21 protein-coding genes are annotated in these 22,739 nt (G+C 34.4%); 9 read left to right on the forward strand and 12 right to left on the reverse strand.

Going from position 1 to position 22,739, the window contains the following annotated elements:
* The first annotated feature begins 309 nt into the window (after positions 1-309).
* A complete protein-coding gene (locus tag CXF59_RS15535; protein WP_255416283.1) occupies positions 310-435 on the forward strand; it encodes a hypothetical protein in 126 nt (41 codons plus the stop codon).
* Between the two features lie 190 nt (positions 436-625).
* On the opposite strand, the gene CXF59_RS01365 is transcribed toward CXF59_RS15535, so the two are convergent.
* The 6 genes from CXF59_RS01365 to CXF59_RS01390 form a co-directional block, all read right to left on the reverse strand.
* Positions 626-1,396: a hypothetical protein gene (locus CXF59_RS01365; RefSeq protein ID WP_101135926.1), complete on the reverse strand. Its 771-nt coding sequence runs from the start codon at positions 1,394-1,396 to the stop codon at positions 626-628.
* Between the two features lie 41 nt (positions 1,397-1,437).
* Positions 1,438-2,175, reverse strand: a complete 738-nt coding sequence (locus tag CXF59_RS01370) for a nitroreductase family protein (protein ID WP_101135927.1) — start codon at positions 2,173-2,175, stop codon at positions 1,438-1,440.
* Positions 2,166-3,494 carry an aldehyde dehydrogenase gene (locus CXF59_RS01375; protein ID WP_101135928.1) on the reverse strand — a complete coding sequence of 443 codons (1,329 nt, stop codon included), beginning with the start codon at positions 3,492-3,494 and terminating at the stop codon, positions 2,166-2,168. Before CXF59_RS01375 ends, CXF59_RS01370 begins: the two co-directional genes overlap by 10 nt.
* Before the next feature lie 73 nt (positions 3,495-3,567).
* Positions 3,568-4,257: an RluA family pseudouridine synthase gene (locus CXF59_RS01380; protein ID WP_101135929.1), complete on the reverse strand. Its 690-nt coding sequence runs from the start codon at positions 4,255-4,257 to the stop codon at positions 3,568-3,570.
* Positions 4,258-5,707: 1,450 nt separating this feature from the next.
* Positions 5,708-6,526 carry a 3-methyl-2-oxobutanoate hydroxymethyltransferase gene (gene panB, locus CXF59_RS01385; RefSeq protein ID WP_101135930.1) on the reverse strand — a complete coding sequence of 273 codons (819 nt, stop codon included), beginning with the start codon at positions 6,524-6,526 and terminating at the stop codon, positions 5,708-5,710.
* A gap of 214 nt (positions 6,527-6,740) precedes the next feature.
* Positions 6,741-7,784 (reverse strand): glycosyltransferase family 9 protein, encoded by a 1,044-nt coding sequence (locus CXF59_RS01390; RefSeq protein ID WP_101135931.1) that lies wholly within the window; start codon positions 7,782-7,784, stop codon positions 6,741-6,743.
* A 433-nt stretch (positions 7,785-8,217) separates the two neighbouring features.
* Here CXF59_RS01390 and CXF59_RS01395 point away from each other — a divergent pair, with 433 nt between their 5' ends.
* Positions 8,218-8,403 (forward strand): hypothetical protein, encoded by a 186-nt coding sequence (locus tag CXF59_RS01395; RefSeq protein WP_101135932.1) that lies wholly within the window; start codon positions 8,218-8,220, stop codon positions 8,401-8,403.
* Between the two features lie 257 nt (positions 8,404-8,660).
* Here CXF59_RS01395 and arsB read toward each other — a convergent pair whose 3' ends face one another.
* The 4 genes from arsB to CXF59_RS01415 are packed head-to-tail and all read right to left on the reverse strand — an operon-like array spanning position 8,661 to position 11,206.
* Positions 8,661-9,731 carry an ACR3 family arsenite efflux transporter gene (arsB, locus tag CXF59_RS01400; RefSeq protein ID WP_101135933.1) on the reverse strand — a complete coding sequence of 357 codons (1,071 nt, stop codon included), beginning with the start codon at positions 9,729-9,731 and terminating at the stop codon, positions 8,661-8,663.
* A 1-nt stretch (position 9,732) separates the two neighbouring features.
* On the reverse strand, positions 9,733-10,365 hold the full coding sequence (locus CXF59_RS01405; RefSeq protein ID WP_101135934.1) for a low molecular weight phosphatase family protein: 633 nt from the start codon (positions 10,363-10,365) through the stop codon (positions 9,733-9,735).
* Positions 10,366-10,384: 19 nt separating this feature from the next.
* A complete protein-coding gene (locus tag CXF59_RS01410; RefSeq protein ID WP_101135935.1) occupies positions 10,385-10,855 on the reverse strand; it encodes a DUF6428 family protein in 471 nt (156 codons plus the stop codon).
* An 18-nt stretch (positions 10,856-10,873) separates the two neighbouring features.
* Entirely contained in the window at positions 10,874-11,206 is a 333-nt protein-coding gene (locus tag CXF59_RS01415) for a helix-turn-helix transcriptional regulator (protein ID WP_101135936.1), read from the reverse strand.
* 707 nt (positions 11,207-11,913) lie between these two features.
* Between CXF59_RS01415 and CXF59_RS01420 the strand changes: the two genes are divergently transcribed.
* Positions 11,914-12,270, forward strand: coding sequence for a hypothetical protein (locus tag CXF59_RS01420; RefSeq protein ID WP_101135937.1), 357 nt, complete (start codon positions 11,914-11,916; stop codon positions 12,268-12,270).
* Positions 12,271-12,844: 574 nt separating this feature from the next.
* Here CXF59_RS01420 and CXF59_RS01425 read toward each other — a convergent pair.
* Both CXF59_RS01425 and CXF59_RS01430 read right to left on the reverse strand, forming a co-directional pair.
* Positions 12,845-14,047: an ammonium transporter gene (locus CXF59_RS01425; protein WP_101135938.1), complete on the reverse strand. Its 1,203-nt coding sequence runs from the start codon at positions 14,045-14,047 to the stop codon at positions 12,845-12,847.
* A 36-nt stretch (positions 14,048-14,083) separates the two neighbouring features.
* Positions 14,084-14,422 (reverse strand): P-II family nitrogen regulator, encoded by a 339-nt coding sequence (locus tag CXF59_RS01430; RefSeq protein WP_101135939.1) that lies wholly within the window; start codon positions 14,420-14,422, stop codon positions 14,084-14,086.
* 985 nt (positions 14,423-15,407) lie between these two features.
* On the opposite strand from CXF59_RS01430, the gene CXF59_RS01435 reads away from it, so the two are divergent.
* The 6 genes from CXF59_RS01435 to msrB all read left to right on the forward strand — a co-directional run bounded on the left by CXF59_RS01435 (position 15,408) and on the right by msrB (position 22,709).
* Positions 15,408-16,109 (forward strand): DUF2064 domain-containing protein, encoded by a 702-nt coding sequence (locus CXF59_RS01435; protein WP_101135940.1) that lies wholly within the window; start codon positions 15,408-15,410, stop codon positions 16,107-16,109.
* A 42-nt stretch (positions 16,110-16,151) separates the two neighbouring features.
* On the forward strand, positions 16,152-19,127 hold the full coding sequence (locus CXF59_RS01440; protein WP_101135941.1) for a TonB-dependent receptor domain-containing protein: 2,976 nt from the start codon (positions 16,152-16,154) through the stop codon (positions 19,125-19,127).
* Positions 19,128-19,302: 175 nt separating this feature from the next.
* Positions 19,303-20,292 carry a phosphotransferase gene (locus CXF59_RS01445; RefSeq protein WP_101135942.1) on the forward strand — a complete coding sequence of 330 codons (990 nt, stop codon included), beginning with the start codon at positions 19,303-19,305 and terminating at the stop codon, positions 20,290-20,292.
* 113 nt (positions 20,293-20,405) lie between these two features.
* On the forward strand, positions 20,406-21,368 hold the full coding sequence (locus tag CXF59_RS01450; protein ID WP_101135943.1) for a nucleoside hydrolase: 963 nt from the start codon (positions 20,406-20,408) through the stop codon (positions 21,366-21,368).
* Between the two features lie 154 nt (positions 21,369-21,522).
* Positions 21,523-22,161, forward strand: coding sequence for a peptide-methionine (S)-S-oxide reductase MsrA (msrA, locus tag CXF59_RS01455; protein ID WP_101135944.1), 639 nt, complete (start codon positions 21,523-21,525; stop codon positions 22,159-22,161).
* Positions 22,162-22,166: 5 nt separating this feature from the next.
* A complete protein-coding gene (gene msrB / locus CXF59_RS01460) occupies positions 22,167-22,709 on the forward strand; it encodes a peptide-methionine (R)-S-oxide reductase MsrB (RefSeq protein ID WP_232758563.1) in 543 nt (180 codons plus the stop codon).
* The last annotated feature ends 30 nt before the right edge of the window (positions 22,710-22,739 follow it).

The raw sequence follows: 22,739 nt of genomic DNA on the forward strand, positions 1-22,739 counted from the left end.
AAAAGTAAATTTTTACATATCAAACCAAAATAAAGCAGGTAAAAAACAATGAAGATTTTTCGTATGTTCCGGAAAAGCAAAGCTGATTTGGTACTAATTACATATATAATTATAAAAAATAAAGCGGCACTGATATTAAAAAAGAATAAACTTTTTGGTCTTACACTAAAAATTTCATAATTAATTTCAGCTATAATATTTACAAATCCTAAGAAGAGAAGATAGAGTTGATATTCTTTATTGCGTATATATTCTTCATTATTTTTTTCTATTAATGTGCTCTTTAATTTTTTTTTTGTTTTGTTAAGAGTGAAAAATAAGAAGGCAATAAAAAGAAATAAAAAAACCCACAATAAAGATTTTTTATTTGAAAAAATCATTTCAATCAAGCCAGCAGATGACAGTATGGCTTTTGGTAAGGATAGCCAGCAATAATAGGTATAGTTTGAAATAATCGTATAAAAAAAGCTATTGTAAAACACCATAGAAAATGTTTTTTTTGAATTGACGAAATGAGAATAATTGGTTCGTAATGTAATGTTTTTTTTATGACATTAACACGATTTTATGATAAATAAAATCGCGTTTCCTATTATTTAAAACAAATTAGTTGTCTGTAATTTTTCTATAATTCCTCCTTATAATCAAAACCGATAATTTCATTGTAGATGGCGTAATACATGGAGTAAACAAAGGGTAGTGTAAAAAACACTCCGATACAACATCCAATAAATCCAACCATTGAGCCTATAACTGCAACGGACATAAGGGCGAAGAGGATTAAGGGCTGTTTAGAGACAATTAAAAAACTGAATTTTATAGCATTTACTGCTTTCAAATCGCTGAAAATGATGAGTGGGATAGCAAGTATAGTAAAAAAAGATATTGCAAGAGATAGCATTGATCCCAGGAGAATAATTCCGCTATAATCTAACGCCATTGCTATTCCATTGCTAGATACCAAAATTAAAAATGTTGCCACAAGAATTTGAGTAAAATAGGCTGTAGTATAGTAACTGAACACGGTTGAAACATGAAATTCCTCATCTCTTTCTGCACAGTAAGCCATTTTTATTAATCCTGCTGTCAGAGGGCTAATTAAACAGGAAAACAAAATGGATAGCCCTACATATTGAACCTGAGCTGTACCGCTAAGGTTTTCCATAGTTTTACTTAAACCCTCTAATGACTCCTGAGATAATGCAGCAATTCCAACAAATGTTACACTCATAATCGCTGCGACAGCAAAGAGGATTACCATAAAAACAAAAATCATAAGACCTGCATAAAGGGCTATTTTTTTATAGTTTTCAAATGCTTTATTAAAAACATCAGCAAAATCCAACTGATATCCATTGCGTACTATTTCTTCTATTCGGTCTTGTTTAAGATTCATTTTTTATAGGTTTTGTATTAGTTTAAAATAGTAAAATAGGATTATAATTTAAAATAGACTTCTTGAAAGGGAACCCTGAACCGTTCTCCATAAACGCCCGATTCGTCCCGTATTCCACATCCGATAATCATATTTATTTCAGCACCAGCAGGTAAATTCAATATTTTTTTCACTCTTAAAGAATCAAAGCCTTCCATCGGGCACGTGTCATAGTTTATGGCTGCCATACTGATCATGAAGTTCTGTGCGGCTAAAGCAGCACTTTTTTGGGCTACTATTCGCATATCACTTCTTCGGGCTTGCCTATATATAGGTTTAAATATTCCGATAGTTTGAAAAACGAGAAACTTTAAGGCACCCAAAATTCCTATAAAATCAAAATAAAGGGCAGGAACAATTTTTTGATAATAATTGAGGGCAAATTTTTCTCTTTTTGAATAGTCTGTGGGTAATTTATCCCCGTACTGCCGTTTTAAAAAAGCAACATTGGACTGTACTCTTTTTTTCCATAAATCTTTTCTAGCCACCACAACAACCATTTGTCTTGCAGTTTTCGCCGCATTTTGATTAAAACTTGCCTGTGTAATTTTATCTAAAACTTCGGGAGCAGTAATCTGGTAGAATTCCCAGAGTTGCATATTACTACTCGTAGGAGCGAGTGTAGCCAAACGAATACATTCTTTTACTTTTTCATCGTCAAGGACTTCGTTTTTAAAAACACGGACAGAGCGTCTGTATTGTATAGCTTCGCTTACTGATTTCTCTTTACTTAAATCCATTTCAATAGTTTCTTGATCGTGGCTAATTTGTCTTTATAAGGAGCATAGCGCAAAGGTAAATCCAACCAATTTGCTTTTTTTACTATTCCCTTTTTATGTGAAAAAATATCAAAACTTAAAGCCCCGTGATAGGCCCCGATGCCGCTATGGCCTACACCTCCGAAAGGCAATCTTTTATTTAAAAAGTGAACTACTGTATCATTTATACAACCTCCTCCAAAAGAATAGTCTTGAATGATTTGTTTTGCAAATCTTTTATTTTCCGTGAAAACATATAAAGACAATGGTTTTTCATGTTTTGAAATTACGGTATAGATATCTGCATCACTTGAGTATTCAATAATAGGTAATAAAGGGCCAAATATTTCATCTTTCATGATAAGGCTATCTATGTCGGATTCATCGATAAGGGTGGGAGCGATGTAACAGTCAGACGCATCAGTTTGACCGCCAAAAATGACTTTGTCGTTGTCAATCATTTCTTTTAATCGGTTCCAATTTTTAACATTGATAATTCTGGCAAAATCAGGAGATTCTTTTGGGTTGTTGCCGTAAGCAGTGGTTACTTCCTCTTTCATATAGCCAATAAACTTATCTTTCATGTCTTTTTGAATTAAGATATAATCAGGGGCAATACAGGTTTGTCCCGCATTCATAAATTTTCCCCAAACAATTCTTTTAGCCGCCAGTTTCAAATTAGCAGTTTCATCAATGATACACGGATTTTTTCCGCCAAGTTCTAACGTCACAGGTGTCAGATGTTCTGCTGCCGATTTGGCAACTATTTTTCCGACGGAAACACTTCCGGTAAAAAATATATAATCCCAGCGTTGTGCAAGTAGGTTTTTGGACACATCCACACCACCTTGAATAACTTCCACGTGATTGACATGGAACGTTTTGGTTATTATTTTCGCAATAATAGCGGCTGTGTTACCTGTTAATTCAGAAGGTTTTAGTACGACTTGATTTCCGGCAGCAACTGCAGAAACCAAAGGGCAAAGAGCCAATTGAAATGGATAATTCCATGGAGCAATAATCAAGACCTTTCCATAGGGATCTTTATATATATAATCTGTAGAGGGGAAATTGAGGAGCGATGGAAAAACCTTTTTTGGCTTTGCCCATTTGCTCATATTCTTGATGGTATCTTTTAATTCAGAAATAACATAACTGGTCTCTGTCAGCACAGCTTCAAAAGCAGGCTTCTTGAAATCATCATATAAAGCTTTAATTATCTCATTTTCATGGATTATAATATTATTTAGAAGTTTTATTAGAGTCTCTTTTCTATATTCTATGTTGATTTTATAATTCATTTTAAATTTGGATAATTAATTTCTATGCAAGTTAATTGTTAAATTTTAATTATGATTTTTTATTCAATTAAAATCATAACGCATTCCAGATTACCTCATTTGGCACCGGAGCAATTATGGATATGCTGTCCTTAGTAACCGGATGTACAAAAAATAATTTTCGGGCATGCAAGTGGATGCCTCCGTCAGGATTGCTTCGGTCAAAACCATACTTTAAATCTCCTTTTATGGGGGAGCCTATCGCAGATAGTTGTGCTCTGATTTGATGGTGTCTTCCCGTATGTAGATTTATTTCCAACGCAAAGTAATTGTTTAACTCTTTAAAAACGCTATAATCTAAGCTCGCTAATTTACTGTCAGGAACTTCTTTTATGTGTGCCTTTGAAGTATTGTTTTTTTCATTTCTTTTAATGAAATGAACCAACTTGTCTTCCAGCTTAACAGGTTTGTTTTTTACAATTGCCCAATACGTTTTTTGCGTTTCCCTATTTTTGAATAACTCATTCAAGCGCGTTAACGCTTTACTGGTCCTAGCAAAAACTACAATTCCAGTTGTAGGTCTGTCTAAACGGTGCACCACACCAAGGAAAACGTCACCAGGTTTATTGTATTTGTCTTTAATGTATTCTTTAACCACCTCAGATAAAGGTTTATCTCCTGTCTTGTCTCCCTGGACTATGTCGCCAACACGCTTGTTAACCACAATAATATGATTGTCTTCATGAAGAACTTGAAGGTTACTCTTGTTTGATATCTCTTTCATTACTTAATACTGTTCCTTTATTTAGATACAAAAATAGAATTTTTATAATTGCTTTCCTCTAAAACCATATGTTCTATATCTTTTTTTCAGAATTTCATGTTCTCTTTTTTTCAACGTGACCAAGAATGTTTTCTTGTGAATTTTGAATACCGAGTCAAACTGAGTTTGTTTTTTATTAGCTGTGCTTTTCCATCAGAATAAAACTGCACCGGATAATTTTTTTCCTTCCAATAGAATAACAGAACTTGTTTGTTTTGACTGTTCACTTTTAAATTTCCAACATATATTTAATGGTGTCTGTATAGTTGTCTAATTGTCCGGAAGCAAAAACGGAAAAATAAGCGATAAATACAATCAAAGGAAATGCAAGGGCAATACGAAAAATTTGTTTTTTGCTTTTAAAACCTTCCCAATAGTATACCATTAGAAACATAATTGGTATTGTAATAGGTAGTATATAAGTGTGCAAGATACTGTATAAGGTGAAAAATACGGGTGTCTAAAACAACCATAAAACCAAGAATGACACCCAACTGTTTTTAAAAAGTGTTTATATGTTTTTCCAAAGTTTTAAAAAAAAAACAATTTGTGCCTAATGGAAGCCAAAAGCAGTCATAAATAACCAAATCATAGCTAAGGGCTGGGATTTAGGTCTACCATATAAATCGGCTTTCTATCCGGATTCGACAAACCGTTTTTAGTAAACTCTCACGACGAAATAGTCAAGAAAAGAACGGCTTTTTGTTCTACTAAATAATACTATGGAACGGTCAGCACAATAACAACAAACAATATTCCTCTATTTATTGAAAATTTAAAAAATAATTGCAGTAAATGCTTTAGTACGTATTACTCGTCATAAAAAAGAGTAGAAAGCTTTAGTATTAATCTTAGAGAACCTTTTGATATTAATCTTCACTATAGTTATACAAAAAAAGATAATTACGCCAGTTTCTGTTCGGAAATAATTGCTATCTAAAATGTAATGATTACCATTGAGGCACAAAATCCAAATGCAGTAGCAGTGAAAATGCGCCGGTATGAATTAGAAATTTAGGTATGGTCAATAAAATAAAAATTGGAAGATGAAAAAAATCCAATTGTGAGGTCACTGAAAAGGGGCCTCTTTTCAAACATCCAGTAAAAAAAGGATTAAATAAGACTTTGATTTTACTCCATTTTCGCCAAAATTTATTTTAGGTTAGTAAGCGTTATCGAAACTAAAAAAGAGCTAAAACATGACGGTTTTAACTCTTTTTTAATTTTTCATTTTCGGGTTAGCAGAGTACTTTTTCAGTACCCTCCAATTGTTTTAACCATTTTTCCTATGATAACTAGAATTACTGCGTTCAATAATAAAGAAGATGCTCTTGAACCAAATTAATTGGCACCAATAACGACATAGTTGACAGCCGATAACTTTATGAAAAGCAGTGGTTTTAATAAAAGGTTAATACTGTTCTTTTTCATTAGGAAAGTCACTCGACTTTACATCAGCAACATATTGACCAATAGCAGTCGTCATTCCTTCGTATAGATTCATATACCTTCTCAAGAAACGGGGACTAAATTCATTATTCATCCCTAACATATCGTGGATAACAAGTACTTGTCCGTCAACGCCACCTCCTGCACCAATTCCTATTACTGGAATTGAAATACTTTTAGCTACCTTTTCAGCTAGATGTGCTGGGATTTTTTCTAGAACTAGTGCAAAACATCCTAGTCTTTCCAATAATTTAGCATCTTCAACTAATTTATCGGCTTCTTCTTCTTCTTTGGCACGAACGGTATATGTTCCAAACTTATAGATTGATTGAGGTGTTAAACCCAAATGTCCCATTACTGGGATACCTGCATTTAATATTTTTTTAATTGATTCTTTAATTTCTTTTCCACCTTCCAGTTTTACTGCGTGGCCTCCGCTTTCTTTCATAATTCTAATTGATGAACGCAAGGCTTCCTTTGGATCTGACTGGTAACTTCCAAAAGGCAAATCAACCACAACTAGTGCTCTTTCTATTGCTCTAACAACAGAAGAGGCATGGTATATCATTTGGTCTAAAGTAATCGGTAGAGTTGTTTCATGTCCAGCCATCACATTTGAAGCAGAATCACCCACAAGAATAACGTCAATACCAGCTGTATCTACAATTTTAGCCATGGTGTAATCATAAGCGGTAAGCATAGAGATTTTTTCCCCATTTGCTTTCATTTCAATTAATGATTTAGTGGTAATTCTTTTGTAATCTTTTTTTGCGACAGACATAGTTATGTTTTTATGAATTGTAAATGTAATAAAACAAATGATTATGCAACAAAAAAATGGATTCGACTTTTATCGAATCCATTTTTATAAAGTAACTTTTTAGAGAATTAGTTTTTAAAAGTGGGAAATTCCAAATCTAGAGCAAATGCTGGATTCGTTTTTCAAATTTACTAAGATAAATTCTGCTGGTTTTTATCAATTCAAAAGATCAATACTATCTTAAAATTTTGTCCAAAATAGCAATATAATCATCAAGAGAATCAGTGTTGGTGTTTATCGCCGCACTATTGTTGTTATAAGGTGCATACATGTTTATATTGTCACGCGAAAAAAGTCCAACTGTAGTCACTTTTGATGCGCTGGCCAAATGCATAATTCCACTGTCACCACCAATAAACACCTTAGTATTTGCCATTAAAGCTCCTATTTCACGAACGTCTTTACTGTAAAAGGTTGGTGCTTTGAAACCTATTTGTGAAACATTTTCAACGGGTAACACTTCGATAATATTGTAGTCTGAATATTCCGCTTTTAATCGGTCATAAAAGGGCGCCCACCATGATTCTGGATAGCACTTATCAGCAGTCGCAAAAGTAAAGATGCATATGGTTTTTTTATCGTTTTGTACAATACTATGTAGTGTCTTTTTTGCTTCTGCAAGCTCTGAAGGGCTTAGTTTCAAATCTAGATCAGGAACAGGGCTATTATTTTCTTCAAATCCAAGTTTGGTTAAATAGTGCCTAAAGTTGTAAACGGGGTATTTTGCAATATGCTCATAATCTATGTATTTCAATTGAATAGCATCAACATCATCCCCGAAAAATTTGTATTTTGAATTTACAAATTGCGCAGATAATCTTCCAGATGAAGAGTTCTCTACTACATTTATCACAATGTCATAACTGTATTTTTTTAAGGATAGCCATCCTTGGACGTATTTAGTAATCTCCTTAAAAGGTTTTCTTGGGAGTCTAATTATTCGATTTATGTTATTGTAATTTTTAAAAATAATGGGCGCTAAACCACCATTCACAAATAAATCTATTTCACATTTAGGAAAAGTTGCAATAACATCCTGCACTAGCGGAGTAATTAACAATTGATTTCCTAATCTAGGGTTTGGTCTACAAATTAGAATTTTTTTAAACTCCACTTTTGTCACATCGATATTCTGATCAAATTGTGAAGCCCCGACGTTCTTGGTAAGGCGACGCATTAGTTTTCGTCTTAATGCGTTAATGTCTGTTTTTAACCCCATGATTTTTATAAAATTTATTTTGATCTGTAATTTAATGTAACCTCCAGTTCTTGTTTTACCGTTTTCTATTTATTGTAAAACAGTTTTCAAAGGAACGAATTTTTTTTATACAAAAAAGAAGGAAAGCGGTCCTTTCAACAAAAAAGAACAGTGCTATACTATCTCTGTGGTTTTTAATGGCATGTCTTTTGTATTAGCTGAATGGACTGCACTAAGCTAGTACAATTGAAGAAAATCAAGAAATATGAAGTATTTGATCTTACTGTTGCTGATGTCGGGTTTTATGTATGCGCAAGAACAGGTGTTTAATGTGTAGCGGTATTGTGTTTACGCACTTCTTTTGCAAGACCGGGAATGTGATATTGCATGAAACGAATATTCGTTTGTGTTCCTCGACAGAAAAAAGAATGATGTAGTATTCTTTTTTACCAATATGAAATTGCAGTACAAAAGTATGAATATTGTAGTCTATTCTTCGGATGCTAATTACATGCTTTATTACTTGGAAAACGAGCAAGGTACTGTCGATATGAAAATTAACAAACAGAATACTAAGATGGGATTCCTATATCCCAACAACCACATTTATTTGACGGTGGGTAAATCAACCAAGCTTTAGTTAAATTTTTTAATTGTCGGCTTTACTCATTAAGTAATAGGAACTGTTTTATTGTATTTAAGATTATGGTTTTGAATGAATTGAAGCTTTATGTCTACATGAAATGCTTTAGCCCCGGTAGAAGCGGCATCCTTTATAGCTGCCGTTTTCAGCAGTTATAAAGATATAGCGTATGACGGGAAATAGCTCCTAAAAAATAAACCATCCTCTTATTTTGAGATAAAAGGATGGTTTTTAGATATTATAATAATTAATTTTTATGCGGTAGTTGGATAGTATTTTTTTCGAAACCAAAAAGCTACATTCACCAAGGCTATCAATGCCGGAACTTCTACTAACGGGCCTATAACTCCGGCAAAAGCCTGTCCGCTGTTGATGCCAAATACGCCTATGGCAACTGCAATAGCCAATTCAAAATTGTTTCCCGTTGCTGTAAAGGCAATAGCGGTACTTTTAGAATAGTCTGCACCAAAGTACTTGCCCACCATGAAGCTCAACACAAACATCAAAGTAAAGTAGATAACGAGAGGAATGGCGATTCGAACTACATCCATTGGAATTTGAACGATTAACTCTCCTTTCAGGCTAAACATAATTACAATAGTGAATAGTAAAGCGATAAGGGTAATGGGGGATATAAAGGGCACATATTTATTCTGGAACCAGTCTTCTCCTTTTAAGTGGATTAAAGCATATCTGCTGATGATTCCCAATGCAAAAGGAATTCCTAAATAAATACCGACACTTTCCGCGATTTGGGTAATACTGATATCGACATCAAAACCGGTATAACCAAAGTAGGGAGGAAGAACCGTAATAAAAACATAAGCATATACACTGTATAGCAATACCTGAAAAATACTGTTTAAGGCAATCAGTCCGGCTGCATATTCCCGATTTCCATCAGCAAGATCATTCCAAACTACTACCATAGCAATGCAACGTGCTAAACCAATAAGAATGACACCAATCATGTATTCAGGATAACCGTTAAGGAAAATGAGCGCCAGGAAAAACATTAGGATCGGGCCCAGTACCCAATTCAAGAATAGGGATGCGCCTAGTACTTTAGTATTTTTAAAGACTTCTCCCATTTGTTCGTATTTCACTTTTGCCAATGGCGGATACATCATCAGGATAAGCCCAATTGCCAACGGAATATTAGTGGTTCCACTGGAAAAAGAGTTGATGAAATCTCCGCTGGAAGGGAAGAAGTTCCCAATGGCAACTCCTATTGCCATGGCAAGGAATATCCAGAGGGTTAAATAACTATCGAGAAACCCTAGTTTTTTTCTGTTCAATGCAGGAGTGCAATTAGTTGCGGACATATTATTTTTTTATTTGTGAGAATACATAGAAAAGCTCCGTAGCAATCTGGATGCTTCTTTCTTTATATTTTTCTTCTTGTTGGGGTGTGTTATCAAATGTCTTAGGGTCTTCAAAAGTGATCGGGATGCGTTTTTCAGCACCGGCAATAAAAGGGCAGGCGCCATCCGCTTGTGAGCAGGTCAATATCGCCGCAAAGGCCGACTGCGGATTAAAACTGTCATCATATGTTTTAGAAAACCCGATAATCGGATGGGCATTTGCTCCATATTTCATGCTGTAAACAGGGTTTTTTCCTTTAGAAAGGAGTTGCACCTCGAATCCTACTTGTTCCAATGTTTTGGCCGCCATAGGGAATAATGCCGTAGCTTCTGTGCCGCCCGAATAGCAAAAGACATTTTTCACATTGAAATGTGCTGCCGCAGTTTGTGCCCAGACTTGCGATAAATGACTTCTTCTTGAATTGTGCGTACAAATAAAATTGAGTCGGGTTTCTTGTTCCTTACTAACTTTCTCTTGAATAAATTCAATTAGTGGCTGTAGTATAGTTTTACGTTCGGGAGGTATGTTCCCAAATTGAAAAGAACGTATTTCATTTTCTATTGAATGGAATACGGCAGTATTTGATTGATTCATTTACAAAGTACGTTTTTAGTTAACAACAACCTCCACCTGGAGTACAACTGTTCGTTTGACTTGGAATTTCAGAGAGTTTCGTTTTTTGCTTTTCCTGCGGGATTCCACATTGATCCTCGGCAAGGCAGGCGGTCTTTTTGTTCAGCAGTATAAAGTCTTTCCCATTGAATTCTAAATCGTATTTCCCGATAGTCTCCCCTTGGTATTCCACCTCTATGTCGTTGTCTTCAATTCCTAAAACTTTTTCAGACAGGGTGATAACATCTAATAGTCTTTTTGGTTTTAAACGGTGTTCAAAATCATTAGCATCCCATAATTGGAAGTTTATCACGGTTTCGTTTCTTACCTTTCCCCCACAGTCAATGAAATTTCTAGTAATTAAACCTACTTCAGTAACGTGAAAATGTTCTGGAACATAAGTGCCGTTTGGCAACAGGAAAGTTACATTTTCTAATGTGTCTAACTCTTTTTTAATTTCTGATAACTTCATTTTCGTATAATTTAAAAATTAACAACATTGATTTTTTTTACTTTCTAAATACGTATTTATGTGCAGAAAAAAGCTTCGTATTTTATTGAAGCCTTCTTCATCGAGGCAGTAACAAATAGCGTTTCCTTCAAAATTACCTTTGATAAGCCCCGCGTTTTTTAATTCCTTTAAGTGTTGGGATACCGTAGGTTGTGCCAGAGGTAATTCGTTTACAATATCTCCGCAAACACAACTATTCACTTTTATAAGATGCTGTATTATGGCAATACGAGCAGGATGGCCAATTGCTTTCGCTAAGATTGCCAACTCATTTTGCTCTTCTGTAAAATATTCCGTTTTAGTAATCCCCATCGTTATATATTTATATTGCAATATTACGATAACACGAATAAAAAAGCAAATTATACAGTTAGTATTTTGTAAAAACAACAACAAGAGTAATTAGAGATACTTTTTTTGTTGAAATAGTTAGGTCTTAGTTGTGTTTTAATGGCTCGCAACTACTATAGCTCAAACGGTTCTCTTAGGATAGCATGGGACCTTAGAGATTTCGCATTGTGTTCAATATTCGCTAATGAAATAATCTAGTCCCTCTATATTGTACATTCCCGCAGGAAAATTTCAGTATTTAGAATAACTTCATTGACTTCTTATACTGTTAATAGGCTAGTTTTAATTCTTATTAAATCATTTTCTTCTATAGCGTTAGTTCCAAAAATTTCAACTTGATTTCCTGGAATAATATTTTCTGATAGTAAGCTCATATTTGTCTTGTTTTAGAATTAGTGTAAAAATAGATGAAAATTGAACTCTTTTCGTTTAACCAAAATTTAGTGATTTATTAGGTGTAAAATGGAAAAGGAAGTATGTTGTTTTAAGCTCAAAAAACAATGATCTAGTATTTAAACAAAAATAGAGGGTATAAAATTTAGTGCCAATAGGTTTTGAGTGGGACAGATTAATTTTACAGTAGTATTTAAACAAAAATAGAGGGGCTCGTTTATTAAAAAATGATTAACTTAGTTTGTTTAATATCAATTAGTTAAAACTTATTTAAGATGGAAAATAAAGATAACAAACCAAGTCCTAAATCTCACAAAGCGGAAGAAGCAGATAAAGATAAATTACTTGATGCCTTAAACTATCCGCCAACTGAAGATATTTATAATAAGGGACGTAAAGAGGGTGACATCAATCCTGCTGATATCAGCAAAAAGAAAATCCCGGTTGAAATAAGAAAGCAAGGAGAATTAAATGAAAAAAGTTTCGAGGAAGATATGTCGGGTGCGGATTTGGATATTCCCGGCGCAGAGTTAGACGATAAACAAGAGGAAATTGGTAGTGAGGATGAAGAAAACAACTATTATAGCATTGGCGGTGATAACCACAATGATTTAGAAGAAGATAATGGTTAACTATTACCATGGTGAAATAGTTAAAAACATTTTTCGCAGTAATTGCATCGTACCATAATAATAAGTAAAGTTTGCAACGGGTTTAATAATGACAGTAGTTTAGTGAATGTTATTATACGCATACAGTGCGAAAAGCACTGATGCGAGGGTGATGACAGCAAAATTAATCAGGAATATTACACTGCTTTTAAATAGGGAGATGATAATCTTTTGTCTGTAAAATCAGCGGTTTGCTTTAAAGAAATAATAAATTACCCAAAATACCCCAAGAGTTTTTAAACTAAAATGAACCCACTCCATTAAAGTATTGTTGCCAAATAAAGAAAATGTTTTATCGATATAAAACAGTGTTAGTAATAGTAAAAGTAAAAAGGAAACAGAATGCAAGGTAAAAATGCCGCTTTCATAATTTTCGAATTATAATTTAATAATGATCAATCTGGACTCTTAAAAATATAAAGCCTACAACAAAAAATAGTTTTGTTGTAGGCTTTATTCATGATTTGTGCTACCTCGTTCTTAAGACTCAGCGCTTTAATTTTATTAAATATTTTTTAGGTTACCTTTTTGAAGGTTAGTCATTGTAAACATTAGTTCCATGTTCATGAATATCTAAACCATCAATTTCCTCTTCTTTTGTTACTCTCAATCCCATAGTTTTCTTCAAGATGAAAAGAACTATAAAAGAAGCGCCCATTGCCCATGCTGCAATTGAAAATACTCCAATAGCCTGAACTCCTAGTTTTTCAAATCCACCACCGTAAAGTAATCCGCCATCAATAGCAAAAACACCTACTAATAAAGTACCTAAGGCACCACATACACCGTGTACAGAAATAGCTCCAACAGGATCGTCAATTTTTAATTTTTTATCAATGAATTCGATGGAGAATACAACAGCTACACCACAGATAAGTCCGATAAAAAATGCTCCTACTGGACTTACAGCAGCGCAACCGGCAGTAACACCTACAAGACCAGCTAGTACACCATTTAAAGTCATAGAAATATCTGGTTTTTTATAAACTGCCCAAGTTAAGAACATAGCAGCCAATGCTCCAGCAGCTCCAGCAAGATTTGTTGTGATAAAAATGGCAGCTACTTTAAAAGCGTTATCTCCTGAAATGGCTAATTGTGACCCTGGATTAAAACCAAACCATCCAAACCATAAAATAAACACCCCTAATGCGCCTAACATTAAATTGTGTCCAGGTATAGCATTTACCGTTCCGTCAGTATTATACTTTCCAATTCTTGGCCCTACTAAAGCAGCGGCTACTAATGATGCCCAACCACCAACAGAGTGTACTACACTTGAACCGGCAAAATCAGTAAATCCCATTTTTGCAAGCCATCCTCCAGCGTTCCAAACCCAGCTACCAGAAATTGGATAAATAAGCAAAGTCATCAATAAAGAGAATATCAAATAGGTAGTAAATTTTGTTCTTTCAGCAATGGCTCCAGAAACGATTGTCGCAGCCGTTGCAGCAAATACAGTTTGAAAGAACAAACTGTGCATATCGGCAGCGCTATCAAAAAACCAACTTGGAGTTCCTATTACAGAACCTATTGATGTTCCATACATTAATGAGTATCCTATTGCCCAGAAAGCGACACTACCGATACAAAAATCCATTAAATTTTTCATTATTATATTCCCTGTGTTCTTTGATCTGGTAAATCCAGTTTCTACAAGCGTAAAACCTGCTTGCATGAAAAACACTAAAATTCCGCAGATTAATACCCACATTAAGTCTAATACAGCATTCGTATCCATAATATATTTTTTTATTAGTTAGTTTATTGAGGTTGGTTATTTGATGGCATCCGTTCCTTTTTCTTTAGTTCTTATTCGATAGGTTTCTTGAATGTCAGAAATAAATATTTTTCCATCCCCCACCATTTCCGTTGACGCCGCTTCTAAAATAGTGTCAATCGTTTTTTCCAAAAAAGCATCGGAAACGACAACCGAAATATACCTTCGTTGAATGTCTGTGGTGCTGTAGGTGATTCCCCTGTATACATGTCCTTCCTTCTCATTACCGACTCCAGTGACATCCCAATAGGTGAAGAAATTGACTTCGATTTTGTGTAAAGCTTCTTTAACTTCATCGAATTTTGATTTTCGAATAACAGCTTCGATTTTTTTCATGTTAATTTATTTTTGGTTGGTTAATTTTGGTTATTTATTGATTTGATTTTTATTAAATATTTTTTATTTTCAAGTCTTTTTATGATTGGAAAGATCCTTCTGTGAACTTTGTTTTTATGTTAATTTTCATCTTTTATTGTGGCGAATTTATTAACTTTTATTCTGGTAGGATAAATTAAGAGAGACTTTTTAATTCAATTTGCAAAGAATTATCGATTACAAAAAATCACTTCAATAAATTAGTTATTCTCTATTTTAAATTTAAAATATTGGTATATTCACAACAATAATTTTATTGAATACCCCTGTTTTTTATAAGGTCTTTGTTTTTAATATCGTTTTAATTGATTAAAAAAGTTATTTTTAATATTTTAAAAACTTAAATAGTTCAAAATAACATGGGGGTAAATTTTATTTGTAAAAAAAAGTAGTTTTTGCTTCTCTTTTATTATTGGAAAGTTAAAATCACCTCATATAAATAATGAAACATAAAAAAAACAGCTTTTTATCCTGGATGGATCAAAGTCTTTTTCTTTAGTTTGAAATGATTTTAAGAAGTGTAAATCTCCCAGTACTGATGAAAAAGAAAAGCAACGGTATTTATTTTTTAGTAGTGAAAAAATAAAGATAAATAGTGTTTAGAAATAGTACCTAATACTTGTACAGAAACGTACTTTTCAATTATTTTTTAGCGCTATGAATCGTACTCTTACCACACACATATAGTTAGAGTCGAAAGCATCAGCTTTGAAGGTGAAAACACTAATTCTGTCCCAGTACCGTCAAACAGTTCGTCTATTAAAATGCTATAGATTCCTTTGTTAATAAGAGATAGCTAAGCTTTTTGCATATTACCTTATTTTTAAGGTTAACTACTGCTCCAGGATTAGTCGCCTGTTTTCGGTTTAGTCATAAATTTTTAAATTTTTTAAAAAAAAAGTAATTTTTATTGTCAGGAAAGCGATTTTGTTCCGTCATTTACAATATGAATTGCAAAGACAATCCTTGTTTATCTACAGCACTACTTATTTTTGCCCAGAGCGATAAGGTGCAAAGTACCTTAAAACCCATTGCTTACAATAGAAAGCAAAATGAGGTACTGTGGCATAAAATGAATGAAAGAGTTTTGTTATTGGCTCATAAAACAAAACTTCCTTATTTTATTTCTGATGAAAATACGCAACAAGGTGATTCTTTTGGAGATAAGTTGAGTCATGCCATTCAATCTGTATTGGATAAAGGGTTTGATAAAGTTATTGTGTTGGGAAATGATAGCCCGGGATTGCGTTTGACTCATTTGCACGAAGCTTTTATGGAACTGCAAGACAAGAGTATCGTACTTGGACCTGATTTTAAAGGAGGCACTTACTTAATGGGAATTTCAAGAGTATCGTTTAACAAGGTGGCTTTCGCCAAAATTGATTGGCAAACGCCAAAAGTTTCTGAACAATTACGAGCGCTTTATTCGAAACAAAAGATAGGAGTTATAGCTCCTTTAGCCGACTGTAACACCAGAAGCGATTTTGAAAAATTATTGCGGGACCTTCCTTTTTACAGTACTTTTAAGAGTGTTTTGTTATCCCTGCTTTTTTATTCGTTTGCTATATATCAGTTTTTTAAATATTTGTATACGAATACGAGTATTGGACTAAATTTTAATAAAGGATCGCCCGTAGCAGCTTATTAATCAATTCCTTTTTTAAATTTAACATTCCATTACTTCATTTGTATGAAACAATTTTTCCTGTTTTTAGTATTCAGCGTCACAACATTTGCCGTGGCTCAAGAAGACCTATCGGTCACTTTGATCGATTTTAACACACAAAAACCAATTCCGAATCTGGAGGTTTTGTTAATCAATAGTTCTCGTAACACTAGTTTACAACAAATTTCAAACAGTCAGGGAAAAGTAACTTTTCGTGGAATTCCTGCTCTTGATGGATACCAAGTTGTTTTTGAGGGAACGTCCATATTTGCCGCTCAAAAATCAGAGTTAGTAAGTGTGCGTTCGAATCAAGCGTCAAATGTGACTTTGGTTTTAGCACCAAAAGAATCTAAAGAACTGAACGAAGTCGTGATTACTAAAGGCGCTACTGCAAAAATTAATCGTCGGGATGCTGAGGTTTCTTTTGAACTAAAGGCAGCCGAAATTCAGGAAATTCCTGTAGAAGGTCGAGATATCACAAGAGTTTTGTTTCGATTGCCTAATGTATCACAGGCAACCGGTTTCTTTCCTGAATCACCAAATGTGAGCATTAATGGAGCAAGTTCCTTATATACTTCTTATTTAATTGATGGGTTAGATAATAACGAACGTTTTTTAGGAGGACAAAAATTTGCTATCCCTTCAGGATTTGTAAAAGATGTTACAGTGTTAACTAATAATTTCTCAGCTGAATATGGTTTGACAGGAAGCGGGGTCATTAACATTACACCTCGTTCCGGATCTAATGAAACCACGGGAGAAGTTTTCTTTATTACAAGGCCAGGTCCATCAATTGACGGGAAATCCAGCTTTGCACAGAGAGACTTATCAGGAAACCAAGTCAAGAATGGTTTTGCTCGCTACCAAACAGGTGCGGGAATAGGAGGGGCTTTCGTGAAAGATAAAACTTTTTATTATTTCAATTTTGAACATACTACTGATATCAAAGATAATTTATTGAATGTTCCTCAATTAGGCATTACAGAGACTGTGAGAGGAACGAATACATTTAATTATTTTTCGTCAAAAATTGACCAAATTTGGAATTCTAATTTCAACTCGTCCTTGCGCACAAACGTGGGTATTATTGATGTAGAAAGACAGGGTGGGGGACTAGATGGAGGCTCCGCTTTTAAATCGGCAGGAAATGCGCAGCAAAGGAACAGTATCTTATTAGCTTTAAAAAACAGCTATAAATTTGGAGACTTTTCTGGAGAAACGAATGTACAATACAGCCGTTTTAGATGGAATTATGCAAAACCATTCAACCCGAATAGTTCACAAGTGACTGTTTTAGGCGTAAAGGATGAAACATTAGGGGTAATTGGAAATCCAGGCTATGTTTTTGATGCAATCGAAAACACCATACAATTGCAACAAAAAGTAAAGTATTATACAGAGAATCATACTTTTAAAGCAGGAGTAAACTTTATTAGAGGCAATCACCAATTATTTGGCGGTGGAAATCCTGTAGGTAATTACAGAGTGAAATTAAATCAAAACCAAATTGATGTTATCAAAAATAGTGGAGTAGGAGGAGGTTTGAATGTAAATGATATTCCGCAAGATGCGCAGGTTTTAAATTATAATGTGGAGTTACGTCCTGCCTCTTTTGGAACAAATCAAGATATTTATTCGGCTTATGTTGAGGACTTATGGTCGGTTACTAGTCGTTTGAATCTTATTGTAGGTTTGCGTTATGATTATGATAATTTGTCAAAAGGAGGAAGCGACAAAGGCGATTACAACAATCTCGCCCCTCGATTTAATTTTAATTATAAGTTAGATAATTCAAGCAGTTTGCGTGGAGGATACGGAATTTCATACGATAAAGTAAATTATGCTGTGTATAGTGATGCTTTACAGCAAAATACGACTTCTCAAAGTTATAAATTAGAATTACAAGAATTAAAAAGATTAGGCCTTTTGCCTGCCGATACGAATATAGACAGAATAACCTACAACGGAAACCTAGCGGCTTCGGTTTCAGGAGTAAATTATTTGCAAGGACCATCAGCTTCGGATTTACAAGGGCAAAGAGAAAATATTTTTTCTAACGAACGTAGGATTCTAAATCCTAATGGATATAAAAATGCTTATTCTCATGAATTTGCATTAGGCTACCAATTGCAATTAACTGACGAAAGGTTGTTTTTTGTGGATGTAGTGCATAATAGAGGGGAAAACTTAACTAGATTAAGAAACCTTAATGCGGCAGCTGAATACCCTATAGATCCTGATAATGTAGTGATCAGAACGCAGGCTCAAGCTGATGCAAGCCGACCTATTCCTATTACGAACGGAGGTGCTACTATAAATGGTCAGAGGCTTACTGGAATTGCTAGAAATGTTATCGTAAGTGAGAATGAAGGAAAATCTAGGTATTATGCAATGAGTTTAAATTACCAAAAAACAAGAGGTTCTGATCACTATTCGTACCGATTGAACTATACGTTATCATCAAGCAAGAATGATACGGACGGAATTAATTTCAGACCTTCAGATGGGAATAACTATGCAAATGAATGGGGGCCGTCTGTAAATGATAGAACGCACAATATTAATGGGATTTACAGTTATTATCCCTTTAAGGGAACAACAATTACTGCAGCAGGATTATTGCAAAGCGGACAGCCTATTAATAGGATTCCACTTGGTTTTGGGACTACAGATTTAAACGGTGATGGCGCAAGCTTTTCAGATGCCTATCAAGGAAACAGTGATCGTTTCCCAGGAGAAAGCAGAAACAATGATCGTTTGCCATGGAGTACTACTTTTGACTTAGGAGTGCAACACCAGATCACGATCTCCGGAAATAATAAATTAGAATTACGTGTCGATATCTTTAATATTTTTAATGCTGAAAATTTAAGTGGCTACAGTAATAATGCCACACAAAGCAACCAAATTCAAGGTGGGTCTAGCGCTAGTGGATTGTTTACACAAAGAAATGCATCGCCACCGAGACAGTTTCAGTTTGGAGTTCGTTATTTATTCTAATAAAACTAATATCCTGCCAGTTGGTATGGCTTTGCAGGATGTTTTTAATTTGCGTTAGGGATAGTAGGTGTATCTCCTGATTTAGAAAACAAGGATTTTTAGCCGTAGTTTTTATTTATCGGTGATATAACGGATAGCCTGACCCTTGTGGTAACGCCCAAATAAAATGAGAAATATGTTTATACTAAATGCAAATGAGCCAAAAGAATTGGCTACTTATTTACAGCAACTGAAATGGCTTGATGACCAGGAAACGATTGTTTCATTGTCTAAACCGGGAGAGGGAAATATGAATTATGTGCTGCGTGTTGAGACGACTGCGCGTTCCTTTATTGTGAAACAGTCCAGAGGTTATGTCGAGAAGTACCCTCAGGTTTTGGCTCCTGCTGCGCGCGTACTGACCGAAGGTGCTTTTTATCAAAAAATTGCTAAGGCAGATACTGTACAGCAAATCATGCCAAAGCTTTTAGGGATTGATGGGCCCAACAATATTATCGCATTGGAAGATTTAGGGAAAGCCAATGATTTTACTATTTTATATGATGTAAAGAGGAAATTACAAGAAGACGAACTCAATCAGCTAGTAGGTTATTTGAGTGGTATACACCAAGAATTTCAGAAGACCATTGTTGATGATGAGTTAGCAAACACGGAACTGCGAACATTAAACTATGAGCATATTTTTGAATACCCTTTTAAAGAAGAAAATGGGTTTAATCTTGATGAAATTCAGGATGGTTTGCAGAAGTTAGCTTTGCCTTATAGAAAAGATGTGGAATTAAAGAAAAATATTGAGCGATTAGGATCGCTGTATTTGTCCAAAGGCAAGTATTTATTGCACGGCGATTACTACCCTGGAAGCTGGTTGAAAACGGCGGACGGAATTAAGGTAATCGATCCAGAATTTTGTTTTTATGGCTTACGCGAATTTGACTTGGGCGTACTTTTCGCGCACATGTATCTTACGCAACAGAAAGAAAGTACAATCAATTTAATTAAAGAGCAATACGTTTCTTTTGAAGAGCTGAATCCAACTATTTTAAATGGTTTTATAGGTGCTGAAATCATTCGTAGATTAATAGGGCTAGCGCAATTGCCATTAAAAATGGATTTGAAAACTAAAGAAAATTTACTATCGTTTGCTCGAGATTTAATTTTAGAATAATTGATTTAAATCTAATTTTTTGATTAGATAAGTACGGTAAGAACTGAAATGATGACAATAATTTAGAAAAAAATATATAAATCTGCGATAAAAAAAAATCAAAAAAACACATTATGAAGATTAAAACATTGCTTTTTATGGTACTGCTTACAGGATCATTGCAGGCACAGACCAAAGTATGGTTTGATACCGATCTTATGATTGGTATGCCAGACAAAACCCCACGCGAAGTGGATGATGGAATCACATTAATTATGGCTTTGAAGCAACCTCAAATCGAGATTGTAGGAATTAGCTCAATTACGTATGTCGATTATAGCTATGATGTTATAAATAAAATCTTAAAATGGCATCATAAAGGCACGGTAATTCCTGTGTATAAGGGGTCGCCAAATGCGGATGATTTAGGCGTTGAAAATGACGGAACTCGTGCATTGTATCAGGCTTTAAAGAAAGAAAAACTGACAATATTAGCTTTAGGTCCGATGACTAATATTGCGACCTTGATCCAGAACCATCCTGATATTATTCCGCAAATTGAAAAAATTTCAATCTGTGCAGCAAGAACGCCAGGATTACTGTTTAATCCAGGAAACGGAAAATTAAACGTGTTTGACTATAACTATGAATTTGATTATAAATCGATGGATGTGGTTTTGCATTCTTCCATACCGCTTGTTTTTGCGGGATATGAGCCAAGTTCTTACACATTTATTGGGAATATTGATTTGGCTAGTTTAGATCAAAATGAGGAAGCTGATAAATGGTTGTTTGATGTAGTTCAGCCTTGGATGGAGAAGAACGAGAAGTATTTTGGTGTTAGAGGATTTATTCCTTTTGACTGTTCTACGCTAGGCGTAATCACTCATCCAGAATATTTCACGTATTACAAAGACATTCCCATTAAAGTAAATTATAAAAAAAATGATGCAATAAAAGTGCAACCTACAGTTCTCTATAAAAATTTTCTGGAGGTTTCTTATAAATTTAAGTCAAAGAAGAAAGTGGATTATGCCATAAGAGCGTTACAAGGATTTGAGGAAAAGATTTTGGAGACGTTGAGCGTAAAAAACTAGTTGCTTTTAATTTGCATTTTTAAAGTTAATGGATGCAGTAAATTGGGAAATTCCATTACTAAGGGATGATATTCTAAATCTAACAAAGTTTTAAGATTTGTTTAAAAACCACGATAGCTAAACTGTCGTATATTGGTACAAAATCATTACTATTATGAAAATTAAATTAGCAGCTTATGCACTGACGTTGTTTACAATTTTGAGTTGTAATTCCAACGCGCAAACTAAAAAGTTATCTTTAGAACCGAAAAAAGGAAAAGCAATCGCTGTTTTTGCCGAGGGTTGTTTTTGGTGCAGTGAACACGTATTTGAAGCAGTAGTAGGTGTAGATGAGGTTATTTCAGGATACTCTGGAGGGACAACTAAAAACCCTTCTTACGAACAGGTAGGTTCTAACAGCACCGGTCATGCTGAATCTATTGCCGTTTATTATGATCCTAAGGTTATTTCTTTTAAGGAATTAGTGAATGTGTTTTTCGCGTCACAAGACCCAACAACTCCCAATCAGCAAGGGCCAGACAGAGGTTCTTCTTACCGTTCTATTGCTTTTTATAAAAATGGGGAAGAGAAAAAAATTATTGAGGATAAAATTAAAGAGCTCACCGCCAATAAAGTATTTGCGACTACTATTGTAACGGAGGTAAAACCTTTAACTGACTTTTATGAAGCAGAGGATTACCACCAAGATTATGTGAAAAATAATCCCAATCAGCCCTATGTGAAAGGTGTTTCAGTACCGCGATACAACAAGTTTAAAAAAACATACAAAGGAAAGTTAAAATCTAAATCGTAACAATCATGAAAATATACCAACAACTGCTGGCATTGCCGCTAATTGCCTTTAGTTTTATGGCCTGTATACAAGCCAATAAGAAAGATAAAGACATCACACAGCTTGAGCCAAATGCTGTACAACAGCAAGAATTATCATTGACTGATACTTCTTTGACAAAAGTGGTGAAAACGGACGCCGAATGGGAAAAAGTGTTAACAGAGAATCAATATTATATTCTTAGAAAGCAGGGAACGGAACGCCCTTTCCAAAATGAATTTAATGACAACCATAAAAAGGGACATTATTTTTGCGGGGCCTGTAAGTTGCCTTTGTTTTCTTCTGAAACAAAATTTAACTCAGGAACGGGATGGCCTAGTTTTTATGCTCCTTTAAATAAGAATAGAGTAAAGGAAGTTGTGGATAACAGCCTTGGAATGGTTCGAGGAGAAATAGTTTGTGCTCGTTGTGACGGACATTTAGGTCATCTTTTTGATGATGGTCCTAATCCTACAGGATTAAGATACTGCATGAATTCTGCAGCCATGCTATTCAAAGAGTCAAAATAAATAGAGGTTAATTATTTAGTTCCAAAAAAG

The sequence above is a fragment of the Flavobacterium sp. ALD4 genome, from assembly GCF_002836475.1.
GTDB lineage: Bacteria > Bacteroidota > Bacteroidia > Flavobacteriales > Flavobacteriaceae > Flavobacterium.